The sequence below is a fragment of the Terrabacter sp. Root85 genome, assembly GCF_001429185.1.
Classification (GTDB): Bacteria; Actinomycetota; Actinomycetes; order Actinomycetales; family Dermatophilaceae; genus Terrabacter.
The window spans coordinates 81,566-104,154 of record NZ_LMIW01000015.1; the positions used below are offsets into that span (position 1 = coordinate 81,566).

Annotated in this window: 19 protein-coding genes; 5 read left to right on the forward strand and 14 right to left on the reverse strand. The window is 71.4% G+C overall.

Translation table 11 applies throughout. From position 1 onward, the window contains the following. Positions 1 to 52 precede the first annotated feature (52 nt). From ASE25_RS21685 to ASE25_RS21705, 5 genes are all read right to left on the reverse strand, one after another. Entirely contained in the window at positions 53 to 1,168 is a 1,116-nt protein-coding gene (locus ASE25_RS21685; RefSeq protein WP_056778981.1) for a sugar phosphate isomerase/epimerase, read from the reverse strand. A gap of 95 nt (positions 1,169 to 1,263) precedes the next feature. After that, entirely contained in the window at positions 1,264 to 2,496 is a 1,233-nt protein-coding gene (locus ASE25_RS21690; RefSeq protein WP_056827417.1) for a Gfo/Idh/MocA family protein, read from the reverse strand. 100 nt (positions 2,497 to 2,596) lie between these two features. Then, positions 2,597 to 3,655, reverse strand: coding sequence for a substrate-binding domain-containing protein (locus tag ASE25_RS21695; protein ID WP_056778988.1), 1,059 nt, complete (start codon positions 3,653 to 3,655; stop codon positions 2,597 to 2,599). Between the two features lie 84 nt (positions 3,656 to 3,739). Continuing rightward, positions 3,740 to 4,828, reverse strand: a complete 1,089-nt coding sequence (locus ASE25_RS21700) for an ABC transporter permease (RefSeq protein ID WP_056827419.1) — start codon at positions 4,826 to 4,828, stop codon at positions 3,740 to 3,742. Then, positions 4,825 to 6,309: a sugar ABC transporter ATP-binding protein gene (locus ASE25_RS21705; protein WP_056827421.1), complete on the reverse strand. Its 1,485-nt coding sequence runs from the start codon at positions 6,307 to 6,309 to the stop codon at positions 4,825 to 4,827. Before ASE25_RS21705 ends, ASE25_RS21700 begins: the two co-directional genes overlap by 4 nt. A gap of 154 nt (positions 6,310 to 6,463) precedes the next feature. Here ASE25_RS21705 and ASE25_RS21710 point away from each other — a divergent pair, with 154 nt between their 5' ends. Further along, complete coding sequence (locus tag ASE25_RS21710) at positions 6,464 to 7,669, forward strand: ROK family transcriptional regulator (RefSeq protein ID WP_056778995.1); 1,206 nt, start codon at positions 6,464 to 6,466, stop codon at positions 7,667 to 7,669. 76 nt (positions 7,670 to 7,745) lie between these two features. After that, positions 7,746 to 8,558: an HAD-IIA family hydrolase gene (locus tag ASE25_RS21715; protein ID WP_369793529.1), complete on the forward strand. Its 813-nt coding sequence runs from the start codon at positions 7,746 to 7,748 to the stop codon at positions 8,556 to 8,558. A gap of 92 nt (positions 8,559 to 8,650) precedes the next feature. Here ASE25_RS21715 and ASE25_RS21720 read toward each other — a convergent pair whose 3' ends face one another. From ASE25_RS21720 to ASE25_RS21740, 5 genes are all read right to left on the reverse strand, one after another. Continuing rightward, positions 8,651 to 10,288 (reverse strand): HAD family acid phosphatase, encoded by a 1,638-nt coding sequence (locus ASE25_RS21720; protein ID WP_082623043.1) that lies wholly within the window; start codon positions 10,286 to 10,288, stop codon positions 8,651 to 8,653. Between the two features lie 138 nt (positions 10,289 to 10,426). Continuing rightward, positions 10,427 to 12,208 (reverse strand): NAD(P)/FAD-dependent oxidoreductase, encoded by a 1,782-nt coding sequence (locus tag ASE25_RS21725; protein WP_056827426.1) that lies wholly within the window; start codon positions 12,206 to 12,208, stop codon positions 10,427 to 10,429. A 115-nt stretch (positions 12,209 to 12,323) separates the two neighbouring features. Continuing rightward, positions 12,324 to 13,502: a hypothetical protein gene (locus tag ASE25_RS21730; protein ID WP_056779011.1), complete on the reverse strand. Its 1,179-nt coding sequence runs from the start codon at positions 13,500 to 13,502 to the stop codon at positions 12,324 to 12,326. A 99-nt stretch (positions 13,503 to 13,601) separates the two neighbouring features. Next, on the reverse strand, positions 13,602 to 14,126 hold the full coding sequence (locus ASE25_RS21735) for a DUF1992 domain-containing protein (RefSeq protein ID WP_235508799.1): 525 nt from the start codon (positions 14,124 to 14,126) through the stop codon (positions 13,602 to 13,604). Between the two features lie 39 nt (positions 14,127 to 14,165). Next, on the reverse strand, positions 14,166 to 14,513 hold the full coding sequence (locus ASE25_RS21740) for an META domain-containing protein (RefSeq protein ID WP_056827429.1): 348 nt from the start codon (positions 14,511 to 14,513) through the stop codon (positions 14,166 to 14,168). A gap of 461 nt (positions 14,514 to 14,974) precedes the next feature. Here ASE25_RS21740 and ASE25_RS23845 point away from each other — a divergent pair. Both ASE25_RS23845 and ASE25_RS21745 read left to right on the forward strand, forming a co-directional pair. Beyond that, a partial coding sequence (locus tag ASE25_RS23845) for a DUF222 domain-containing protein (protein WP_369793535.1) occupies positions 14,975 to 15,294 on the forward strand: 320 nt, incomplete at its 3' end. 29 nt (positions 15,295 to 15,323) lie between these two features. Continuing rightward, positions 15,324 to 16,529, forward strand: coding sequence for an HNH endonuclease signature motif containing protein (locus ASE25_RS21745; protein WP_056827431.1), 1,206 nt, complete (start codon positions 15,324 to 15,326; stop codon positions 16,527 to 16,529). Between the two features lie 24 nt (positions 16,530 to 16,553). Here ASE25_RS21745 and ASE25_RS21750 read toward each other — a convergent pair whose 3' ends face one another. Beyond that, positions 16,554 to 17,327, reverse strand: coding sequence for a LuxR C-terminal-related transcriptional regulator (locus ASE25_RS21750; protein WP_056827433.1), 774 nt, complete (start codon positions 17,325 to 17,327; stop codon positions 16,554 to 16,556). 185 nt (positions 17,328 to 17,512) lie between these two features. On the opposite strand from ASE25_RS21750, the gene ASE25_RS21755 reads away from it, so the two are divergent. Next, positions 17,513 to 18,547 (forward strand): DUF3800 domain-containing protein, encoded by a 1,035-nt coding sequence (locus tag ASE25_RS21755; RefSeq protein WP_056827435.1) that lies wholly within the window; start codon positions 17,513 to 17,515, stop codon positions 18,545 to 18,547. Here the strand turns inward: ASE25_RS21755 and ASE25_RS21760 are convergent. The 3 genes from ASE25_RS21760 to ASE25_RS21770 are packed head-to-tail and all read right to left on the reverse strand — an operon-like array spanning position 18,544 to position 22,515. Beyond that, positions 18,544 to 19,995 (reverse strand): carboxyl transferase domain-containing protein, encoded by a 1,452-nt coding sequence (locus tag ASE25_RS21760; protein WP_056827436.1) that lies wholly within the window; start codon positions 19,993 to 19,995, stop codon positions 18,544 to 18,546. The two genes, ASE25_RS21755 and ASE25_RS21760, sit on opposite strands and share 4 nt — an antisense overlap. Further along, on the reverse strand, positions 19,995 to 21,170 hold the full coding sequence (locus ASE25_RS21765) for a CaiB/BaiF CoA-transferase family protein (RefSeq protein ID WP_056827438.1): 1,176 nt from the start codon (positions 21,168 to 21,170) through the stop codon (positions 19,995 to 19,997). The genes ASE25_RS21760 and ASE25_RS21765 overlap by 1 nt, the downstream gene beginning before the upstream one ends. A gap of 4 nt (positions 21,171 to 21,174) precedes the next feature. Next, positions 21,175 to 22,515: an SLC13 family permease gene (locus ASE25_RS21770; protein WP_056775570.1), complete on the reverse strand. Its 1,341-nt coding sequence runs from the start codon at positions 22,513 to 22,515 to the stop codon at positions 21,175 to 21,177. Positions 22,516 to 22,589 lie beyond the last annotated feature (74 nt).

Sequence of the window (22,589 nt, forward strand, 5' to 3'; positions counted from 1 at the left end):
TCCCCGGGGGTCGGCGTTTCGTGCTTCAGGCCCCGTGGGGAACGGGACGGCGTCAGCCGCGAAGGGCGGCCATGTTGTCGTAGCTGACCTTCGAGAGCTCCATCGACTGGTTCGGTGCCGTCGTGGCGTTGCCCGGTGCGGTGTCCATCTCCCACATCGGGTTGTGCGAGCCCTTGGCACCGACGCGACGCAGGAACGTCGAGTAGTCGATGTCGCCCTGGCCGAAGGGGGCCATGACGTAGCCGTTGGCCTGCGTCGTGTCGATCTTGCCGTCCTTGGCGTGGAAGAGCGGGAAGCGGTTCGTCTGGGCGGCGACGACGGCGGCCGGGTCGAAAAGTGACGTGACGACCGATCCGTCCGGAGCGGTGTACGCCTTGTGCTTGTACTGCGCGACGTGCGCCCAGTAGATGTCCATCTCGAGGTAGACGTGCTTCGGGTCGGTGTTCGCGAGGAAGTGCTCGAGGCGACGGATGCCGGACGAGCGCGTCGGCCGGCCGGTCGCGTCGAGCGGCCCGCTGTCGAGCAGGAAGCTGTAGGCGATGTCGTGGTTGTGCGTGTAGAGCTTGAGGCCGTGGCGCGATGCCCGCTCGCCGTAGAAGTCCCAGCGTGCTGCGGCGGCCTCCCAGTCGGCGACGTAGGCGCTGCTCGTCGGGTCGCTGCCCGTGCCGATGTGGCCCATGCCGAGGATGTTGGCGATCTCGCAGGCCGTGTCGAACGCCGCGATGTTGGCGTCCGTGATCGTCGACGGGACGGAGCCGTGGTTGCCCTCGGCCTGGAGGCCGAGGTCGTCGAGCCACGAGCGGAGCAGGGTCGCCCCCTCGACGGTGTTGAGGTTGGCACCACCCTCCGAGTTGGCGTTCTGGGTGAGGCCGGCGAACTCGATCTGGCGGTAGCCGATCGAGGACAGCTCGGTGAGCACCTCCTTGAAGCCGGAGGCGTACGGCGAGGTCAGCGGGTTGCGACTGACGGCATCGCGCACGGTGTAGAGGATGATGCCGCGGCGGGGCGCCGGGATGAGGACCCCGTTGGCGCCGGGGGCGGCCTGGGCCGCGGCGGCCCCGGTCACGGCGACGGCGGCCGCCATGCCGGTCGTGGCTGCGAAGAACTGGCGACGGTTGAGGCCGAGCTTGCTGACGAGCTTGAGCGGGTTGACGTCATTGTCGTGCATGTGAGCTTGCTCCTTCAGGGGGTGACAGAGACGAGACGTGCGGTTGAGCCGAATCTCCTTGTCTTTGGGCGAGGTCGGGTGCACCACCGCAGCGTTCAGGACATGGCCGGTGACGTCGCGTGGGCCCCGTCGATCGGGGTCCAGGACCCCTCCCGCTCCACGCTCGTCTCGACCGCCGACAGGATCCGCTGCACCTGGAGCCCGTCGGAGAAGGAAGGCCGGGGGTCGGTGCCCTCGGCGATGGCGGTCAGCAGGTCGACCGCCTGGTGGGTGAAGCCGTGCTCGTAGCCGAGCACGTGACCGGGTGGCCACCAGGACGCCACGTAGGGGTGGCTGGACTCGGTGACGAGCACCCGGGTGAAGCCGGCGTCTCGGCTGGGGACACGTCCGTCGAAGACGTGCAGGACGTTCATGTCCTCGAAGTCGAAGGCGAGCGAGCCCTCGGTCCCGTTGATCTCCAGCCGGATCGCGTTCTTGCGGCCGTTGGCGAAGCGGGTCGCCTCGAACGTGGCGAGGGCGCCGCCGCTCATCCGCGAGACGAGGACGGCGGCGTCGTCGACGGTCACCGGACCGGTGGTGGCCGAGCCGTTCTGGGCGGCCGAGGCACTGATCCCGCCGGTGCCGACCGTCGTCGGGTCGGCGACCGGCCGCTCGCGAACGAACGTCTCGGTGAGCGCGCTGACACCGGTGAGGTGCTCGCCCGTCACGAACTGGGCGAGGTCGACGATGTGCGCGCCGATGTCGCCGAGCGCCCCGGAGCCGGCGCGCTCCTTCTGGAGCCGCCAGGTGAGCGGCGACTGGGGGTCGACGAGCCAGTCCTGGAGGTAGGCGCCTCGGACGTGGAGGATGCGACCGAGGCGTCCCTCCGCGACGAGGCGACGCGCGTACGCGATGGCCGGGACCCGGCGGTAGGTGAACCCCACCATCGAGCGGACCCCCCGCGACCGGGCCGCCTCGGCCGCCACGACCATCGCCTCGGCCTCCCCGACCGAGTTGGCGAGGGGCTTCTCGCAGAGCACGTGCTTGCCGGCCTCGAGCGCGGCGACCGCGATCTCGGCGTGGGTGTCGCCCGGCGTGCAGATGTCGATGATGTCGATGTCGTCACGCTCGAGCAGGCGTCGCCAGTCGGTCTCGACCCCGGCCCAGCCGAAGCGGTCGGCCGTGTTGCGCGCAGCCGCCTCGTTGCGCCCGGCCACGGCGACGAGACCCGGCGCGGCCGGCACGTCGAAGTAGCTGCGCGCGTTGCGCCAGGCCTGGGAGTGGGCCCGCCCCATGAAGGCGTAGCCGATCATCCCGACCCCGAGGGTGGGCTTGGTGGGTGTGCTCATGACGTCCTCACATCCGATGTGGGGTGGTACCGCTGACGGTTCGGTCCTGCGTGCGGTGCGGTGCCCGCGTCACCGGTGCGGCGGCGCGGGCACCGACCGGTCAGGACTCGAAGCCGAGAGGCAGGTACTGCTCGACGTTCTCCTTGGTCACGACGGGCGCGTTGAGGACGACGCGGTTGGGCACCTCGACCTGGACGAGGTCGCTCAGACCCTTGTTCTGGGCGATGAGGCGCGCGAGCTTGATGCCGTCAGCAGCCTGGGTCGGCGGGTAGATGACCGTGGCCTCCATCTTGCCCTCCTGGATCCAGCGCATCGCGTTGGCCGAACCGGCACCGCCGATGAAGGCCATCTCGTGGCGGTTGGCCTGGTCGAGGGCAGCCATGACGCCGACACCCTGGTCGTCGTCGTGGTTCCAGAGGACGTCGATCTTCGGTGCGGCCTGGAGCAGGTTGGACGCCTGCTTCTCACCGGACTCGACCGTGAACTCGGCCGCGACCCGGTTGTCGACGGTCTGGTTGCACGCCTTGAGCGCGTCGGCGAAGCCCTTGCTGCGGTCCTGGGTCAGGGGCAGGGCGTCGATGCCGGCGATCTCGGCGATGACCGGGTTGGTGAGGTTCTTGTCCTTGACGATCTTGCAGGCGTAGGTGCCGGCCGAGACGCCCATGCCGTAGTTGTCACCGAGGATCGTCGCGCGGGCGGCGAACGGGCTCGAGAACTCACGGTCGACGTTGATGACGGGGATGCCGGCCTGCATCGCCTTGGTCGCGATCTCGGTGAGCGCAGCGCCGTCCGTCGGGAGCAGCACGATGGCGTCGACCTTGTCGTTGATGAAGGTCTCGATCTGGGCGATCTGGGCGCTGGCGTCGTTGGTGCCCTCGGCGGCCTTGAGCTCGATGTCGCTGTACTTCTTCGCCTCGGCGAGGGCCGAGTTGTTGACGGCGGCGAGCCAGCCGTGGTCGGCGGCCGGTCCGGAGAAGCCGATGACGACCTTCTTGCCGGGGGCGTCGTTGTCGCTCACGGCGTTGCTGGCCTGCTGGGTCGAGGCCGCGGGAGTCGTGGCCGGGTCGTTGCTCGTGCACCCGGCGGCGACGAGTGCCGAGCTCAGGGCGACCGCCAGGACGGCGATGCGCTTGGTCGAACGGGAGAGTGATGCGGACACGCTGACTCCTATGTGAGCGAAGAGGGTGGTGCGGTGTGAGTGGTGCTCTGCCGTGCTGGTGGTGCTGTCGACCGGGCCGTTCGGCTAGCCCGACCTGGTGCGGGAGACCCGCTGCTGGAGCAGGACGGCGGCGACGATGATCGCCCCCTTGGCCACCGCCTGCGTCGACGTGTCGAGGTTGTTGAGGGTGAAGACGTTGGTGAGCGTCGTGAAGATGAGGACGCCGAGGACGGTGCCGACGATCGTGCCGCGACCGCCGCTGAGGAGCGTGCCTCCGATGACGACGGCCGCGATCGCGTCGAGCTCGTAGAGGGTGCCGTGCGTCGAGGTGCCGGTCGTCGTGCGGGCCATGATCATCACCGCCGCGATGCCGCAGGCGACACCGAGCAGGATGTATAGGTACATCGTCTGGCGCTGCACCCGGATGCCCGCGAGGCGAGCCGCTTCGGGGTTGCCCCCGATGGCCAGCGTGCGTCGGCCGAAGGTCGTGCGGTTGAGCAGGACCCAGCCGACGACGGCGACGATCGCGAACATGATCACGAGGACGGGGATGCCGAGGACGCTGCCGCCGAAGAAGTCGATGAAGCCTCGCTCGCGGATGATCTGGGTGCGGCGCTTGGCGATGATCTCGGCGAGCCCTCGGGCGGCCGCGAGCATCGCGAGGGTGGCGATGAACGGCGCCATCCGCCCGTACGCGATGAGCACCCCGTTGACGAGACCGCAGACCGCACCGACGACGAGCGCCGCGAAGACCAGGACGATCCAGTGGTAGTTCGCGGCCATCGTCTGCGTCGCCACCGTCGTGGCCCAGACGGACGAGAGGGCGACGATGGCGCCGACCGAGAGGTCGATGCCGCCTCCGGAGATGACGAACGTCATGCCGACGCTGACGACACCGATGACCGAGCCGAGGCGCAGGATCGTCAGGGCGTTCTCGGGGCTGGCGAAGCGGTCGCCCGCCGTGATGATGCCGACGACGACGAGGAGCAGGAGGGCGAGCACGAGGCCCGCGTTGCGCCCGGCCGGTCCGCTGAGGAAGCCGGCGAGGCCCCCTTCCCGGCGGGGCGCGGCACCACCGACCGGTGGTCCGCTCGGGGTGGCCGTGGCCTCCCCCTCGGTGCGGCCGGCGACGGGCTCCCCTGCCTGGTCGACCTTCGTGACGTCGGCGCTCATGCCGCGTCTCCCTTCAGGATGATGTCGAGGACGGCGTGCTCGTCGAGCTCGTCGGCCGGGCCCTCGTGACGGACGGTGCGGTCGGCGAGGACCAGCACCCGGTTGGACAGCCCCAGGACCTCGGGGATCTCGCTGGAGACGACGACGACGGCGACGCCCTCGTCGGTGAGGCGACGGATCAGTGCATAGATCTCGGAGCGGGCGCCGACGTCGACGCCACGGGTGGGCTCGTCGAGGAGCAGCACCTTGCAGCCGCGGAGCAGCCAGCGGGCCAGGACGACCTTCTGCTGGTTACCGCCGGAGAGGGTGCGCGACTCGCGGTGCACGCCGCGGGGGCGGACGTCGAGCGACTCGACCAGCTCCTCGGCAGCCTCGACCTCGGCTGACCCGTCGAGCAGGCCGCCTCGTGAGAAGCGGGGCAGCGTCGCGAGCGTGATGTTCGAGGCGAGCGAGGCGCCGAGGACGAGCGCCTGGCTCTTGCGCTCCTCGGGGCACAGGCCGATCCCGGCGGCGACGGCTGCGGCGACGGACCCGCCGCGCACCACCGTGCCGTCGACGGTCACCGTGCCGCTCGTGGCCTTGCGGGCGCCGAAGATCGTCTCGACGACCTCGCTGCGCCCCGAGCCGACGAGGCCCGCGAGCCCGACGACCTCACCGGGTCGGACGTCGAAGCTGACGGAGCCGAACTCGCCCGCCCGGCTGAGGCCCTCGATGCGGAGGACGGGCTCGGCGTCGGCGACGACCTCGGGCTTGGCCGGGAAGACGTACTCGATGGAGCGACCCGTCATGAGCCGGATGAGCTCCTGGGTCGGCGTGGACTTGGCGTCGAGGCCGGTCGCGACCGTCTTGCCGTCCTTGAGCACCGTGACGCGGTCGCCGATCTCACGGATCTCCTCGAGACGGTGGGAGATGTAGACGACGGCGATGCCCTGGTCGGTGACCTCGCGGATGACCCGGAAGAGCTGGTCGACCTCGCCGGCGTCGAGCACCGCGGAGGGCTCGTCCATGATGATGAGCTGCGCGTCGCGCGAGAGGGCCCGGGCCATGCTGACGATCTGGCACGACGCCGCCGAGAGCGTGCCGACCTCGGCGGCGGGCGAGATCTCGGGGTGTCCGAGGCGGGCGAGCAGCCGAGCCGCCTCGCGGCGGGCAGAGGTGCGCTGGGAGAACCCGAAGCGCGTGGGCTCGTGCCCGAGGAAGATGTTCTCGGCGACGGTGAGGCCCTCGACGAGGTCGAGCTCCTGGTACATCGTCGCGACGCCGAGGTCCATCGCGGCCTGCGGGTGGTGCAGGGTGACCGCGTCGCCGGCCCACTCGATGGTGCCCTCGTTGGGCTCGTGGACGCCGGCGAGCACCTTGATGAGGGTGCTCTTGCCCGCGCCGTTCTGGCCGAGCAGGCAGTGCACCTCGCCGGACTGCACGTCGAGGTCGACGCCACCGAGGGCCACGACCCCGGGAAAACGCTTGACCACGTTCGTCATTCGCAGGAGAGGGGCGCCTGCTACATCTCGCCGTCGAGATTCCATGCGTCACACCGTGACCCACTTTTGTCGGGACGTCAAGCAAAAGTTTTCTCGTTGAGACACCAAAGCCTGATGCATGACATACCGAAGCCGCGTGTGCTTGACTTGAAACGTGCGTCCAGAGCCATCGTCGTCCGCGTATGCCGCCACCGCCGTGAGCGGCGCCGGCGAGCTGCTGCAGCTGCTGCGCGACGAGACGCCACGCACCCGCGCCGAGCTCGCGAAGCTCACCGGACTCGCCCGCTCGACGGTCGGCGCGCGCGTCGACGCGCTGCTCGCCACCGGCCTGCTCGCGCCGAGCGGTGAGGCGGTGAGCACCGGCGGCCGACCGCCCGTCCGCTTCGCCTTCAACCCCGAGGCCCGCGTCGTCGTCGGCGCCGACATCGGCGCCACGCACGGCCGGGTCGCCCTGACCGACCTCAGCGGCCGTCCGATCTGCGAGATCGGCGAGAACCTCGACATCACCGACGGCCCCGAGGTCGTCCTCGACTGGCTCGTGGCGACGACCCGCCGGCTCCTCGAGCAGGCGGGCCGCGAGCCCCGAGACCTCATCGGCATCGGCATCGGCGTGCCCGGGCCCGTCGAGCACTCGAGCGGACGCCCGATGCGACCGCCGATCATGCCCGGCTGGGACGGCTACGACGTGCCGGCCCACGTGCGCCGCGACTTCGACGTGCCGGTCCTCGTCGACAACGACGTCAACATCATGGCGCTCGGCGAACACGCGATGGCTCACCCCGACGTCGAGCACCTCCTCTTCGTCAAGGTCGCCACGGGCATCGGCGCCGGCATCATCAGCGGCGGGCGCCTGCACCGCGGCGCCGTGGGCGCCGCCGGCGACCTCGGCCACGTCGCGGCGCCGCACGCCCCCGAGGTGCTCTGCTCGTGCGGCAACGTCGGCTGCCTCGAGGCGGTCGCCAGCGGGCCGGCGATCTCCAAGGCGCTCAAGGAGATCGACATCGTCGCCGAGTCCAACAAGGACATCGTCGACCTCGTCCGGGGCGGCAACATCCCCGCCGCCCTCGCGGTGCGTCAGGCCGGGCGCACCATCGGCGAGGTGCTCGCCACGTGCGTCAGCCTGCTCAACCCCTCGGTCATCGTCATCGGCGGCTCGCTCGTCCAGGCGGGCGAGAGCCTCATCGCCGGCGTGCGCGAGGTCGTCTACGGTCGCTCGCTCCCCCTCGCCACCGGCGTGCTCCAGATCGTGCCCGCCACCACCGGCGTGCAGGCCGGCGTCATCGGCGCGGCCACGATGGTCATCCAGCACGCCCTGACGGCCGACCGCGTCGATCTCGCCATCGCCCAGTCGGCGTCCTGAGGCGTCGGCTCGCTTCGCTCGTCAGTCCAGGCGTGACGCACGCCGGACCTGCGGCACGGCGGCCCGACCCGCCACAATGGGGTCCATGACCGATCACCGGCCCGTCGAGACGTGGCTCACCGACATGGACGGCGTCCTCGTGCACGAGGAGGACGCGATCGCCGGAGCCGCCGAGTTCGTCACGGCGCTCAAGGAGTCCGGCCGGGGCTTCCTCGTCCTGACGAACAACTCGATCTTCACGCCGCGCGACCTGCGCGCCCGACTGCTCCGCAGCGGCATCGACGTGCCGGAGGAGGCGATCTGGACCTCCGCCCTGGCGACGGCCCAGTTCCTCGCCGAGCAGCGCCCCGGCGGCTCGGCCTACGTCGTCGGCGAGGCGGGCCTGACGACGGCGATGCACGACGTCGGCTACGTCATGACCGACCGCGACCCCGACTACGTCGTGCTCGGCGAGACGCGGACCTACTCGTTCGAGGCCATCACCCGCGCGATCCGCTTGATCGAGAAGGGCGCCCGCTTCATCGCGACGAACCCCGACCCGAGCGGCCCGAGCCCGGCCGGCACCCTCCCCGCCACCGGCTCGGTCGCCGCCCTCATCTCGACGGCCACCGGTCGCCAGCCCTACTACATCGGCAAGCCGAACCCGCTCATGATGCGCAGCGCCCTCAACCGCCTCGACGCCCACTCCGAGACGACGATCATGGTCGGCGACCGGATGGACACCGACATCATCAGCGGGCTCGAGGCGGGCCTGCGCACCGTCCTCGTCCTCACCGGCTCGACGAGCCAAGAGCAGGTCGAGCACTTCCCCTACCGCCCGAGCCGGATCGTCGACTCCGTCGCCGACCTCGTGCGCTTCGTCGCGCACGAGGACTCCCAGCGGCACTGAGCCGCAACGGAGCCCACGACGACGTATGCCGTCACGCCCGTCGGTGACGGTCGTGACGGCATACGTGCTGCTGGCCCGTCGGGGCCGGCTGGTCAGGGCAGGTAGTACGTCGGGTTGGGCAGCTTGACCGCACGGTCGGCGTGGCCGCCGATGAGGTCGCTGTACTGGTCGCCGAGGTTCGCGACGACGTCGTAGCCGAGGTCCTGCTCGATGTGGGCGCGGGTCGTCGACTTGTACTCGATGGTCGCGCACGTCGGGTAGGCCTTGCAGTGGCCCTGCATGTAGGCCGGCGGCGTCTCGCTCGAGCGCCACTTCGTGAAGTAGAGGTCGTCGCTGAACTGCGGGTAGCCCTGCTCGTGGAGGTTGGCGAGCGTCGCGGCCTTCTGGCCGGTGTTGCGACCCGTCAGACCGATGACCGTGCAGCCGGAGTCGGCGACGGCCTTGACGACAGAAGGCATCCCGGGCGTCGCCGGGAAGAGCTTGTTCTGGACCCAGTAGTCCTGGCGCACGGGGTTGAAGACGAACTTCATGTCCGCCACCTCCATGTCGTAGGTCCACAGGGTCGTGTCGTCGGCGTCGAAGACGACGGCCGGCTTCGAGCCGGAGCGGGCGCCCTGCCGGCACTCGTTGACGAGCCGCTGGGTCGTGCGACGCTCGAGGGCGGCGAGCTCGGTGATGTACGGCGAGCTCGTCTTGTCAGCGATGCCGGTGCCGGGGTCGCCGTAGTAGGTGGCGATCGTCTTCTTGACCGAGTCGATGTTGGGGATGCCCTCACCGCTCTCGGTGAGGCCGCTCGAGCCGTCCGGCTTCATCGTGAAGTGGGTGCGCGGCGCGAGGCGGGGCTCGCTGACCCCGGGCAGGTCGGGCGACGGGAGGTAGTACGTCGGGTTGGGCAGCTTGACGTTGCGGTCGGCGTGCCCGCCCTGCAGGTCGGACCACTGGTCGCCGATGTTGAGGACGATGTCGTAGCCGAGGTCCTGCTCGATGTGCTTGCGCGTGCCCGCCTTGTACTCGACGGTCGTGCACTTGGCCGTGGCGCACGTGATGTACGCCGGCGGCGTCGACCCGGCCCACTTCGTGAAGTAGTGGTCGGGCGTGAACGCGTTGTAGCCGACGTCCTTGAGGTTGCCGATCGTCGCGTCCTTCTGGGCCGCGCCCCGGCCGGTCAGGCCGAAGATCGTGAAGCCCATGGCGTCGGCCTCGTTGACGAGGTCGACCATGGTCGGCGTCGCCGGGAAGAGCTGGTGCTGGACCCAGTAGTCCTGGCGCACGGGGTCGAAGACGAACTTCATGTCCGCGACCTCCATGTCGTAGGTCCAGAGCGTCGTGTCGTCGGCGTCGAGCACGATGGCCGGCTTCGTGCCCGCTCGCTCCGCGGCGGCATACGTCCGCTTGAGCTGGGCCCGGAGACCATCGGTGATCCGGCCCATCTCGGAGATGTAGGGCGAGCTCGTCCGGTTGGCCAAGCCCGTGCCGGGGTCTCCGTAGTAGCTGTAGATCGTCTTCTTGACCGAGTCGATGTTGGGGATGCCGGCGCCGTCGGCGCGGGCGCCGCTCGAGCCGTCGGCGGCCATGACGAAGTGGGTGCGCGGGGTCAGGGTCTGGTCGTGGCGGCCGCCGGCGTCGCCGTGGGCGAGGGCCGGGGACGCGCTGGCGACGACCAGGGAGCCGATGATCGAGCCGACGGCTGCGACGGCGAGGCCGGTGGATCTGGGGGTGGGACGCCTCATGGGTTCACCTCTGGGGCTGCTCGGGGTGCGGGTGGGCCGCTCGACCGTAGTCCCGGGCATGCCCCCGCGGGGGTCTGGCGACCCGCCGCGAGGGCATTCCCATCGAAATGGCATGCAACTCCCAGACTTCACCCAGACTCACGCCAGGTGGTGGGTCTCCGCGAGAGCGTAGACGGGGGTGTCGATGCCCTCCATCCGGGCCTTGAGCTGCATCGCGAGGTAGCGGGAGTAGTGCCGCGACTGGTGCAGGTTGCCCCCGTGGAACCACAGGTTGTCCTGTCGCGTGGGCTTCCACATGTTGCGCAGCTCGCCCTGCCAGGGACCCGGGTCCTTCGTCGTGTCGGAGCCGAGCCCCCAGCACTTCCCGACCGCGTCGGCGACCTCCTGGCTGATGAGCCGGGCGGCCCAGCCGTTCATCGAGCCGTAGCCGGTGGCGTAGACGACGGCGTCGGCCTCGAGCTCGGTGCCGTCGGTGAGGACGACGGCGTGCTCGGTCAGGTGGTCGACCTGCCCGCGCACCAGCCGGATCGCGCCCTTCGCGACGAGCTCGGAGGCGCCGATGTCGATGTAGTAGCCGGAGCCGCGACGCAGGTACTTGAGGAAGAGGCCCGAGTCGTCGTCGCCGAAGTCGAGGTCGAAGCCGGCCGCCTCGAGCGCGGCGTAGAAGTCCTTGTCCTGCGCACGGATCGCGTCGAAGGCCGGTCGCTGGAAGTCGGCGAGGATCTTGTAGGGGATCGAGGCGAAGACGAGGTCGGCGGTGTCGTGGTCGATCCCGCTCGCGACGGCCTCCTCGGAGTAGAGCGGGCCGAGGACCTGGTCCATGAGCGAGTCGGACCGCACGATGTGCGTGCTCGACCGTTGGAGCATGATCGGCTCGGCGCCGTTCTGCCACAGGTCGGCACAGATGTCGTGGGCCGAGTTGTTCGAGCCGATGACGACGACCTTCCTGCCGGCGTAGCGCGCGCCGCCCGGGTGCTTGCTGCTGTGGTGCTGGTCGCCCTGGAAGACGTCCTGCCCGGGCAGCGTCGGCACGTTGGCGATGCCGCTCATGCCGGTGGCGAGGACGAGCTGCGCCGGGTGGAGCACGACCTCGCGCCCCTCGCGGGTCACGTGCACGGTCCATGCCCCGGTCTCGGGGTCGAAGGTCGCCGACGTCGCCTCGCTGTTGCTCCAGTAGTCGAGCTCCATGACTTTCGTGTAGCTCTCGAGCCAGTCGCCCATCTTGTCCTTGGGCGTGAAGACGGGCCAGTGGTCGGGGAAGGGCAGGTAGGGCATGTGGTCGTACCAGACCGGGTCGTGCAGGCACAGCGAGTGGTAGCGGCTGCGCCACTGGTCGCCGGGCCGTGGGTACTTGTCGACGACGAGCGTCGGCACGCCGAGACGCTTGAGCCGCGCGGCGAGGCCGATGCCGCCCTGGCCGCCGCCGACGACGAGGACGTAGGGCTCGGCGTCGACGCCGAAGGACTCGACCTCCTGCTGCCGCTTGTCGAGCCAGTTCTCGGTCGAGACGTTGACGCCGTGCTCGGCGCCACGGGGCCGACGCGTGCCGGACGGCTCTGGGTGGTCCTTGAGCGACTGCGCGCTCGTCAGCAGGGTCCAGGCCAGGCCGTCGCGGACGCGGACCAGGCCCTTGCCGGTGAAGGTGGCGTTGCCGTAGGTGAACCACGCCTCGTGGACGCCGTCGGCCTCGGACTCGCTCGTCGCCACGATGTCGGTGGGCCACGCGCCGGGCTCGATGCCGGTGAGCATGTCGCCGATCTGCCCGCGCCCCTCGGACGTGTGGATGTTCCACGTCACGCTGATGAGGTCGCGCCAGTAGCACTCGTCGCCGAAGAGACCGGTCACCCGGTCGACCTCGCCGGAGGCCAGCGCGTCCCCGAACCTCCCGAGCCACTGGCTCGCCGTCAACTGCTCACCCATCGCCAACTCCTTTGTCCACGTCGTGGGGTCGTGGTGCTGACGCTAGGAGTGCGTGGGGTCGCCGGACAGGGTTGCAGAACGTTGCAGGTCGCCCCCGCTGGCGTATGCCGGGTGCTCAGGTCGCGTCGGTCCGCACCGTCGCGGGCGTGGTGAGGCGGTAGGGCCGGCTCTCGACGAGACCGCCGAGGCGCTTGCGCAGGCGCGACATCTCGGCCCGGATCGTCACGGGCGTCGTCGCACCGTCGAGCAGGGCCATCAGGCCGGCTGTGTCGAGCCCGGCGGGATGGTGCGCGAGGAGGGCGACGATCTCGGCATGCCGCTCGGACAGGGCGATCTCGACGGTCGACCCCGCGGTCGTGACGAGGAGGCGCGGGCTCGGGTGGCGCACCACCTCGACGGACGCCGGGGCGCTGACCGCCTCGTGGAGCACCCAGCCGCCGGTGATCGCCTCGGCCCGGACCTGCCCGATCTCGGGCACCCACACCGTGCCCTCGCGCAGGCTGCCCGGCACCCAGACACGCTCGCCGACGCCGTAGCCCTCCGCCCGGGCCACCCACCCGTGACGGTCGACGACGACGAAACGGCCCGACCCGGCATACGGCTCGCTGGCGCGGGCGACCCGGCGCAGGTCGCGCTCGTGCTGGCCGGCGAGCGTGTCGACGGCCTCACGGACGGCCATGGTCACGAGCATGAGCGTGTGCGGGTGGGCGGTGCGGAAGGCCCCGCTCAGCGTGACGACGCCGAGCGGCGTCCGCGCCCGCCGGTCGAGGATCGGGGCGCTCGTGCACACCCACGCGTGCTGGTCCTCGCGGGCGTGCTCGGGGCCGAAGATCTGGACGGGGCGGCGCTCCTCCATCGCGGTGCCGAGCGAGTTGGTGCCGACGTCGCCCTCGCGCCAGCGGGCGCCCTCGACAAAGCCGAGGCCGTCGCTGCGCCGGCGGATCGGCGACGGGCCGAACATCCACAGCGGGTAGCCCTCGTCGTCGCTGATGACGAGCTCGTTGCCGGCCTCGTGGGCGAGGGGGAGGAGCCGGTCCTTGAGGACGGGGACGACGGAGGAGAGCAGGCGCGAGCGCTCGCGGCGGGCGAGCAGCGCGTGGTCGGAGATCGGCGTCGAGATCTTGTCGCCCTCGGGCGTCTGCCGCAGCCACGAGCGGGCGACGACGCCCCGGGCGCCGGCGGGCACCTCGTGGGTGTGCGCCCACGCCCGGTGCAGGCGCAGCAGGTCCCGGGCCTTGGCTGCGGGGTCCTCGAACGCAGTCAGGGCCGCTTCGAGTCCGGAGGCTGTGGACATGCGCACCTTTGCGACGGGTGGCCCCGCGCGAGGTCGTACGCGTGGGGTCACGGCTCCTCGTGATCGTGACACGCGGGCGGCCGGTTGGGTAGGGCGCGTTCAGCCCCGGTCGGCGTCAGTCAGCGCCCGAGGAGACGACGCCACCAGGAAGGGCGCGTATCGGAGGCAGCGGCACGTGCCGCGGCAGCCTTGTCCTCCCGGGCTGCGCGCTGCTGCTCCTCGAGCGCGGCGCGCAGCGGCCGCCAGCGCCCGACCATCTCGTCGACGTCGAGGGTCTTGGCGATGAGCGGCGGCAGGTTGCCGACCGCCGGTCGCAGCCGGTTCGGCGAGGACGCGCTTGTTGTAGTCCTCGATGACCTCGCGGAATTGCGCCTCGGTGCGGACGTCGACGAGCGACTCCGGATAGCCCGCGGCCTCCTTGCGCAGCCCCAGCGCCCCCGGCAGGGCACCCCCGAGGTCGAGGTTCTCGCGGGCCGCGAAGCGCTTGACCCACCAGTCGGGATCGCCCGAGTCGCTGAGGTCGAGGGGTTTGCCGGCACCCGGCAGGTTGTCGAACTCCCCACGCTCCTGCGCCTCGCGGATCTGCTTGTCCACGGGGCTCTCCCAGTACGGCTGGCCCGTCATGCGATCCACGCTAACCGACGCCGGACGGCTCTCGTGGCCTCAGCCCGGCTGGACGCTCGGGCGCACGAGCACGGCGAGGGCCTCACCGTCGCCGAGCTCGAGGCGGTCGCCCGTGACGACGAAGGCCTGGGGTGCGTCGAGGAGGGCGAGCAGCCGCTGCTCCTGCTCCATCGCCTCGGGCGGGCCGGCCATGCGGGTCGTCGCGGCGTCGACCACGGTGAGCAGTCCCTCGGCGACCTCATAGCGCCCCATCACCCGGTTGACGCCGGTGGTGCCGGTGAGCCGGCCGTCGTCGCCGAACGCCAGCTCGGGCTTCGGGTCGGACAGGACGCCGCCGCCGAGCTCCTGGACCACCCACGACGTGCCGACGATCGCCTTGTCTGCCATGCGCCCCACGTTAACGGGATGCGCCCTGGGGGTGGGTCGGGTCGGTCGGAGACGAGTCAGCGTCCACGACGACAGGGGAGACCGTGCTCGGACTCGTGGCATGCCGCTCGACGAGTCGGAGGACGGCACGCACGAGGAGCTGATGGCCGCCGGGGCGCCTATACCGAGCTCTTCGAACTGCGGGCGCGGTCGTGTCGCCGAGGCGCGTGCTCTGGTGAGAACGTCTGCGCTGCAAGGGAATTGGTGTGGACAAGTCTTGTCTGGTCATTCGAACACCTGTACGATCAAGGGTATGGAGCAGAGCCGGAGCACGCAGCAGATCGAGCAGGACTGGGACCACGTCGCGTCCCTGGCCGCCGACCTGCACGACGCGCACGCCCGGCTCGTCGACTTCGTCGTCGCGGTCCTGGCCGACGGGTCCNGAGCAGGACTGGGACCACGTCGCGTCCCTGGCCGCCGACCTGCACGACGCGCACGCCCGGCTCGTCGACTTCGTCGTCGCGGTCCTGGCCGACGGGTCCTGGCAGGCCGCGGGGCTGCGGTCGCCGGAGCACTGGCTGATGCTCCGCGCGGGACTCTCGCGAGGCCAGGCCGGTGCGATGGTGCTGCTCGCCCGGCGGGCGCAGGAGCTGCCCGCCACCGTCGCCGCGTTGCGGGAGGGACGGATCAGCCTGGACCAGGCGGCGGTCGTGGCCCGGCACACCCCGGCCGCGTTCGACACCACGGTCGCGGAGTTCGCCCAGCACGCGACGGTGACCCAGCTGCAGCGCACCGTCACCCGNGCAGGAGCTGCCCGCCACCGTCGCCGGGTTGCGGGAGGGGTGGATCAGCCTGGACCAGGCSGCGGTCGTGGCCCGGCACACCCCGGCCGCGTTCGACACCACGGTCGCGGAGTTCGCCCAGCACGCGACGGTGACCCAGCTGCAGCGCACCGTCACCCGCTACGACTTCACCCTCCAACCCGACAGCGTCGACGACCGCGGCCGCGGCCTGCCCGGCGAGATCCCGCCCGGTCACGAGAGCGGTGACGAGATCGACCAGGAGGGCGGCGACGGTGGCGACGGTGGGTCGGGGAAGCAGGTGCCGGTCGAGCCGGCCCACCTGAGCATGGGCCTCGACGCCGACGGGCGGTTCCGGCTGCGCTACGACGCSCCSGCCGAGGTCGGCGCCCTCGTCGAAGCCGCCCTCGCCGAGGCCAAGGACCACCTCTTCCACACCCTCACCCCCGAGAGCGCCCGCGACGCTGACGGCGGTGTGAGCGACGAGCAGAAGCAGGCCCTCAACGGGGACGTGCTGCACCCGGACCGGTACTGCACCGACGGAGGCCGGCCCCGCGTCACGTGGGCCGACGCCCTGCTCGTGCTCGCCACCCGTTCCCTCGACGCCGCCACCACGTCCGGCGCCGCCCGGCGGGCTCGCTACCGGGTGCAGGTCCACCTCGACACCAACGGTGGCTGGCTCACCGGCCGGCCCCGCCTGCCCCAACACATCACGAACCACCTGACCTGCGACGGACAGCTCACCCCCGTCTGGGAGACCGACGGACACCCCGTCAACGTCGGCCGCACCCACCGCGTCGTCCCCCACCGCACCCGCATCCTGGTCCTGGACCGCGACCGCGGCTGCCGCTTCCCCGGCTGCGCCTCCACCCACCACCTCGAGATCCACCACCTCCGGCACTGGCGCGACGGCGGCCCCACCGACACCAGCAACCTCCTGGCCCTGTGCACCTTCCACCACGACGGACACCACCGCGGCGAGTTCACCCTCACCGGCGACCCCACCCACCCGGACGGCCTCACCTTCCACACCGACACCGGCCTGCTCATCGGCCCACCCCGCCTCGCCCTGGCGCCCGATGTGGCGCCCGACCCGGAGGCTGAAGACCACGGCGACCACAGCTCTGCCCCGGGCGCACCACATCGACGCAGACCCCCAGCCCGACTCGGCCGGCGCTACCCGGCCCCGACTGGCGGCCACCTGCACCTGCACCTCGTCGACTTCACCCCGACCTGAGGCCCTCCAGCGCGTGCCGCTCGGCTACTCCGCCTCCGGTCGGAGCCGGGCCGCGTCGAGACGATGGCTCCCACCCGCGAGCAGGTGCGCCGTCTCGGCTCGGGACACCGCACCGAGCGTGTGCATGAGCACCGAGACGTCGGCGGCGACGGTCCGCAGCGACACGGCGAGATCGCGGGCGATGGCCGAGTCCTTGGCCCCGAGGACGAGCCTCCGGGCGACCTCGCACTGGCGGGCGGTGAAGGGCGGCTTCTGGCCCGCGGGCACACCGGGGTGCGACAGCTGCCAGGTCAGTTCCCAGATGCCTCGGACGAGCGTCAGCACATCGGCGCGGGTCGTGAGCCACGCCGTCGGATAGCCCTCTTCGCTGTGCGGCCCACCGACGACGGCGACCGCCTCGTCGACGAGGATGAACTGTGAGCGGGCCGGGCCGAAGCGGACGTGCGGGATCTCCGAGGTGAGCAGGGGGTAGAGGTTCAGGCTGCGTTCGGTCGTGATGCACCGCATGTCGACGCCTCGGCGTCGGGTGTGGTCGTCGAGCAGCGTCATCTCGTTCGCGGGGTCGTAGCTGAGGATCGGGTGCATCGTCCAGACGCTGCGCTGAGCGGTGGGCTCGAGGGCCGTGAGCCCCTTGTCGATCTGGTCGATGCCCACGCCGAGCCGGCGGAAGCCAGGCGTCGGTCGACCGGCGAGCAGCCCGACGACGTGGTCGCTCACGAGCCGGGTGAGATCGGCAGCCGCCGCGTAGAGGTCGAGCCCGGCGCCTGCGGTGAGGTGCCGCTCCCTGTCGCCGCGCACCGGCACCTCCTGGTCTCTCTTGGTCTTCTCCGGGCCTCTCCCGGCTTCTCCGGTCCCGGCGAGGTGTCACGCCCGCCCACGGACCCGTCGGTCGGACGGGCCCTCCAACCGTAAGGGAGCCGAGCCGGGGCCCGTCCGTGGGCACCGTTTCTATTCACTGGTGCTCCCGCCCCGTCCGGACGAGCATGGGCCGCGTGGCCGGCGCATCGAGACCTCCCCTGCAGGGCGGCCTGCCGCCCGTAGGCGATCTCGCCGGCGCCGTCGTCGAGATCGCCTGCGACGAGTCGGGCTTCTCGGGCAGCAACCTGCTCGACCCCGCGACGCCGGTGTTCACGCACGCCAGCACCGACCTCAGCCTCACCGAGGCGACGGAGCTCGTCGATGCGCTCAGGAGCGACTCACGCTGGTCCCTCGACGAGCTCAAGTCCGGACAGCTGCTCCGCGGCCGCCACGCGGACGAGGCCCTGGTGTGGCTGCTCTCGCGCCTCGAGGGCCGTGCCCACGTCGAGGTCGTCGACAAGGAGTACTTCCTCGCGACCCGCGTCGTCGACCTCTTCCTCTCGGAGCCGTCGTGGGCGGCCGGCACCCGCCTGACGGCGCACCAGCGACCCGCCGCCATCGCGCTCCACCGGTGCGGCCGGTCACGCGCACCGGAGTGGCTGGCCTTCCTCGCGGCCTTCGTCGACCTCGTCCGCACCAAGCGCCGACACCACGTCGACCGCAGGGTGCTCGAGACCTTCTTCCAGGCCAGGGACGCGCTCGCGCCCGGGGTGGACCCCGAGGCCCGGGCCGTTCTCGCGGCGTTGACCCGGACCAGGGTGCGTGGCGTCGTGACGCGGCTCGTCCACGACGACCGCACGATCCCACCACCGCTCGAGCCCCTGCTGACAGCCCTCGCCGACACCGTCCTGACGTGGAGCGACGGTCGACGGCAGGTGCTCGTGGTCCATGACGAGCAGAGCGCCCTGACCGCCGACCGGCTCCGGCGCCTCCAGCAGGCCCTGTCGGACGGCACCGACGACGGCACCGACGACGGCGGCCACGGCGGCGGCCACGGCGGCGTGTCACCGCTCGCCGGGCTCGTCACGGTCGACTCCCGCGACGACGCGCGGGTCCAGGTCGCCGACCTGCTGGCCGGCGTCGCCCGGCGGTGGCCCGACCTGGGCGTCGACAGCCCCCTTCGCCCGTTCCTCTCCCCGACCTCGCTCCGGGTGCCCTAGCCGGCGAGGACGTGGGCCTCGCCATGGGTCTGGCGACGCAGCGCGGCCGCGCACTCGGCGACGACCGCGAGCGCCAGCGAGGCGGCCGTGTCGTCGGCAGGCTCGGGCACGATGCGGCTGACGATCCCCCGCGCGGCGAGATCGAGGACGCCCACCTGCTGGAGCTCGGCCATCTCAGCGGCGTGCGCCACGTCGCCGTGGACGATGGCGCTCGCGCCCTCGGGCGGGAGTGGCGAGAGCCAGGCGTGCTCGGCGGCGATGACCTCGCGGGCCGGCAGCAGCGCGAGTGCCCCTCCCCCGCAACCCTGCCCGAGGACGACCGACACCGTCGGCACGGTCATCGTCGTCAGGGTCGCGATGCACCGGGCGATCTCGCCCGCGATCGCGCCCTCCTCGGCGTGCGCCGACAGCTCGGCGCCAGGGGTGTCGATGACGGTGACGAGCGGCATACCCAGCTCTTCGGCGAGGCGCATGGCGCGCCGGGCCTCACGCAGCGCGCCCGGCCCCATCGGCGACGTCGGCGACTGCCGCGCCCGGTCCTGTCCGACGAGGACGCAGGGCTGTCCGTCGAGGCGCGTCAGCGCGACGAGCATCGTGGAGTCCCGCTCGCCCTCGTCGGTGCCCCGCAGCCGCAGGGTGCCGGTCGCGCCGTAGCGCAGCAGCTCACGAACGCCGGCGCGGTCCGGACGGCGAGTGACCTCGATGGACTCCCAGGCGGACAGGTGCCGGCTCGGCTCGCCGGCACGGTGGTCGAGACGCGGCAGGGTCGGGCCGTCGACGAGGACGCCCAGGGCCCGGTCGACGAGCATCGGCAGGTCCTCGGCGGCCACGACCGCGTCGAGCACCCCCTTGGCGGCGAGGTTCTCGGCGGTCTGCACGCCGGCCGGGAAGGGCACGCCGTTGAGCGCCTCGTAGACCTTCGGCCCGAGGAAGCCGACGAGCGCTCCGGGCTCGGCGACGGTCACGTGCCCGAGGGACCCCCACGACGCGTACACCCCTCCGGTCGTCGGGTGCCGCAGGTGTACGAGGTAGGGCAGCCGGGCGGCGCGGTGCGCCATGAGCGCCCGCGAGATCTCGACCATCTCGATGAACGCCGGGGTCCCCTCCTGCATGCGGGTGCCACCGGAGGCCGTCGAGGCGAGCACGGGCAGACCCTCGGCGGTCGCGCGCCGCACGGCGGCGGTGATCCGCTGGGCCGCGGCCCGACCGATCGAGCCGGCGAGGAAGCGGAACTCGTTGACGACGACGGCCACGGGCCGGCCGCGGACGAGGCCGCGCCCGGTGAGCACGGACTCGTCGGTCCCGGCCCTGGCCGCCGCCGCCTCGAGCTGGCGGCGGTAGTCCTCGGGCTGGCCGCTGATGTCGATCGGCTCGTCCCACGACTCGAAGGAGCCGGAGTCGAGCACGAGGTCGAGCAGCTCGTGCGCGGTCCACGGTCGGCGCGCCATCACTCCTCCTTGAGCCAGGCGCGGATGGCCGCACCGTCCTCGTCGAGAGTCGGTGGTGCGTCATGGTCGCGGCGCGTCACCTCGGTGCCGTCACCGTCGAAGAACCGCAGTGGCGGACCCGGCAGGGTCAGCGGCCCGAGGGTCGGGTGCTCGACCTCGACGAGCAGGCCCTGGCTCGCGGTCTGGTCCCACGCATACACCTCGTCGAGGCTGCGCACCTTGCCGGCGGGCACGCCGACCTCGGCGAGCCGGGCGAGCAGCGGCTCGGCGTCCCAGTCGGCGAAGGCCGCCTCGACGACCTCGATGACCCGCTCGCGCTCGGCGACGCGCTCGGCGTTCGTCGCGAGTCCCTCGGCGGCCGGGTCGAGGCCGAACGCCGCGCAGAGCCGCTGCCAGAGGCCCTCGCTGCCGACGGCGATCTGGACGAAGCCGTCGCGGCAGTGGAAGAGGCCGTACGGGCTGATCGACGGGTGGTGGTTCCCGGCCGATCGGCCGACCTCTCCGGCCACGGTCCAGCGCGTGCCCTGGAACGCGTGCACGCCGACGACCGCTGCGAGCAGGGAGGTGCGCACGACGGAGCCCGTCCCGGTGCGGTGCCGCTCGTTGAGGGCGGCGACGACGCCGTAGGCCCCGTACATCCCGGAGAGCAGGTCGGCGATCGGCACGCCGACGCGCTGCGGGTCGTCGGGTCCGGAGCCGGTCAGCGACATGACGCCGGCCTCGCCCTGGGCGATCTGGTCGTAGCCGGCGCGGCCGCCCTCGGGCCCGTCGTGGCCGAAACCGGTGATCGACAGCACGACGAGCCGCGGGTTGCGCTCCATGAGCGAGTCGATGCCGAGGCCGAGCCGCTCGAGCACACCGGTGCGGAAGTTCTCGACGAGCACGTCGGCCCGGTCGACGAGCGCGAGCAGCACGTCGCGGTCCGCCTCGTCCTTGAGGTCGAGGGTGATCGACTCCTTGTTGCGGTTGGCCGACAGGAAGTACGTCGACTCGCGCGCGCCCTCCTCGCCGACGAAGGGCGGGCCCCAGCCGCGGGTGTCGTCCCCGCGGCCGGGGGCCTCGACCTTGATGACGCGCGCGCCCTGGTCGGCCAGCATCATCGTCGCGTGCGGTCCCGCGAGGGCACGGGAGAGGTCGACGACGACGATGTCGGAGAGGGGTCCATGAGCGGTCATTCGGTCACCATCCGGGGAGGATCAGGGCGGCCCACACGAGCAACGGGCCGGCGACGACCACGATGACGCTGTAGGTGAGGATCTGCTTGTAGTACACCGGTTCGCTGATGCTGTCGGGCCGGTTGGCCAGCATCAGGGCGCCGTTCGTCGAGAACGGGCTCACGTCGACGATCGTCGAGCTGATCGCGAGCGCGGCGACGAACGCCGCAGCGCCGATGCCGCCGTTGGCGATGAGCGGCACGGCGATCGGGATGATGACGGGCAGCAGGGCCGTCGACGACGCGAACGCCGAGACGACGCCACCGACGTAGCAGAGCACGAGCGCCCCGATGACGGCGGCGCCGAGGCCTGCAGCCCAGTTGCCGACGAACTCGGGCGCCTTCGCCTCGGTCAGCACGGCGGCATACGTGCTCACGCCCGCGACGAGGAGGACGGTCGGCCACGCGACCTGCTTGATGGCGTCCTTGTGCTGGGTCGGCGCGAACATCGCGAGGATGACGGCGGCCGTGATCGAGACGAAGCCGATGTTCTTGTCGAAGGCCAGCGCGATGAGGGCCACGAGCGTGAAGGCGACGAGCGTCAGCACCTGGTCGCGCTTGACGCCGAGCGCCTGGGTGCGGGTCGCGGTCATCGTGCCGGTACCGCGCGTGGCGACGCCGACGCCGCCGCGGTGGAGGTCCTCGGAGATCGAGTCGCCGCCCATCGGGCCGTCGACGTCGTCGAGGTCGTCGGCGCGCTGGTTCATGAGGCGCCGGCCACCGAGGACGAGGAAGAGGATGACGGCCATGAGGACGTTGACCGCCAGGCTCGCGAGGAAGACGGTCATCTCGCTCGACGGGAGGCCGTTGTCCTTCATGACGGAGTTCGTGATCGTGCCGTAGATGCTGATCGGCGAGAAGCCGCCGCCCTGGGCGCCGTGCACGACGAACATGCCCATGAGGAGCGGGTTGATCTTGTAGCGCCCGGCGAAGCCGAGGGCGATCGGGCCGATGATGGCGCAGGCCGCAGGGCTCGCAGCGCCGATGGCGGTGAGCAGCGCCGTCACGAAGAACATCACCCACGGGATGAGTGCCACGCGCCCCCCGACCGCCTTGACCGCGGATCTGACGATGAGGTCGACGGTGCCGTTGTTCTTGGCGATGGCGAAGAGGTACGTGACCCCGATCAGGGTGAGGATGAGGTCACCGCTGACGCCACCGAGGATCTCCTTCTCGCTGAGGCCGAGCGAGTAGACCCCGACGAGCCAGGCCGCCACGTAGGCGAGGGCTCCCATGTTGATCGGCAGCAGCGTGCCGATCACGAAGAGTGCGACGAGCGCGATGATCGAGACCCATTCCGGTCCCATGCGTGTCCTCCGTCGGTCGCGGCCAGCGCGCCTGGTTCCACGCCCTTGTGACGAGGCTCATGGCTGGCTCAGTG

Bases quoted from the DNA above. Each gene is read 5' to 3' on its own strand.
- ASE25_RS21685 (WP_056778981.1), bottom strand. From the start codon at position 1,168: ATGCACGACAATGACGTCAACCCGCTCAAGCTCGTCAGCAAGCTCGGC.
- ASE25_RS21690 (WP_056827417.1), bottom strand. From the start codon at position 2,496: ATGAGCACACCCACCAAGCCCACCCTCGGGGTCGGGATGATCGGCTAC.
- ASE25_RS21700 (WP_056827419.1), bottom strand. From the start codon at position 4,828: ATGAGCGCCGACGTCACGAAGGTCGACCAGGCAGGGGAGCCCGTCGCC.
- ASE25_RS21705 (WP_056827421.1), bottom strand. From the start codon at position 6,309: ATGACGAACGTGGTCAAGCGTTTTCCCGGGGTCGTGGCCCTCGGTGGC.
- ASE25_RS21715 (WP_369793529.1), top strand. From the start codon at position 7,746: ATGGGGTCCATGACCGATCACCGGCCCGTCGAGACGTGGCTCACCGAC.
- ASE25_RS21720 (WP_082623043.1), bottom strand. From the start codon at position 10,288: ATGAGGCGTCCCACCCCCAGATCCACCGGCCTCGCCGTCGCAGCCGTC.
- ASE25_RS21725 (WP_056827426.1), bottom strand. From the start codon at position 12,208: ATGGGTGAGCAGTTGACGGCGAGCCAGTGGCTCGGGAGGTTCGGGGAC.
- ASE25_RS21730 (WP_056779011.1), bottom strand. From the start codon at position 13,502: ATGTCCACAGCCTCCGGACTCGAAGCGGCCCTGACTGCGTTCGAGGAC.
- ASE25_RS21735 (WP_235508799.1), bottom strand. From the start codon at position 14,126: ATGACGGGCCAGCCGTACTGGGAGAGCCCCGTGGACAAGCAGATCCGC.
- ASE25_RS21740 (WP_056827429.1), bottom strand. From the start codon at position 14,513: ATGGCAGACAAGGCGATCGTCGGCACGTCGTGGGTGGTCCAGGAGCTC.
- ASE25_RS21755 (WP_056827435.1), top strand. From the start codon at position 17,513: ATGGGCCGCGTGGCCGGCGCATCGAGACCTCCCCTGCAGGGCGGCCTG.
- ASE25_RS21760 (WP_056827436.1), bottom strand. From the start codon at position 19,995: ATGGCGCGCCGACCGTGGACCGCGCACGAGCTGCTCGACCTCGTGCTC.
- ASE25_RS21765 (WP_056827438.1), bottom strand. From the start codon at position 21,170: ATGACCGCTCATGGACCCCTCTCCGACATCGTCGTCGTCGACCTCTCC.
- ASE25_RS21770 (WP_056775570.1), bottom strand. From the start codon at position 22,515: ATGGGACCGGAATGGGTCTCGATCATCGCGCTCGTCGCACTCTTCGTG.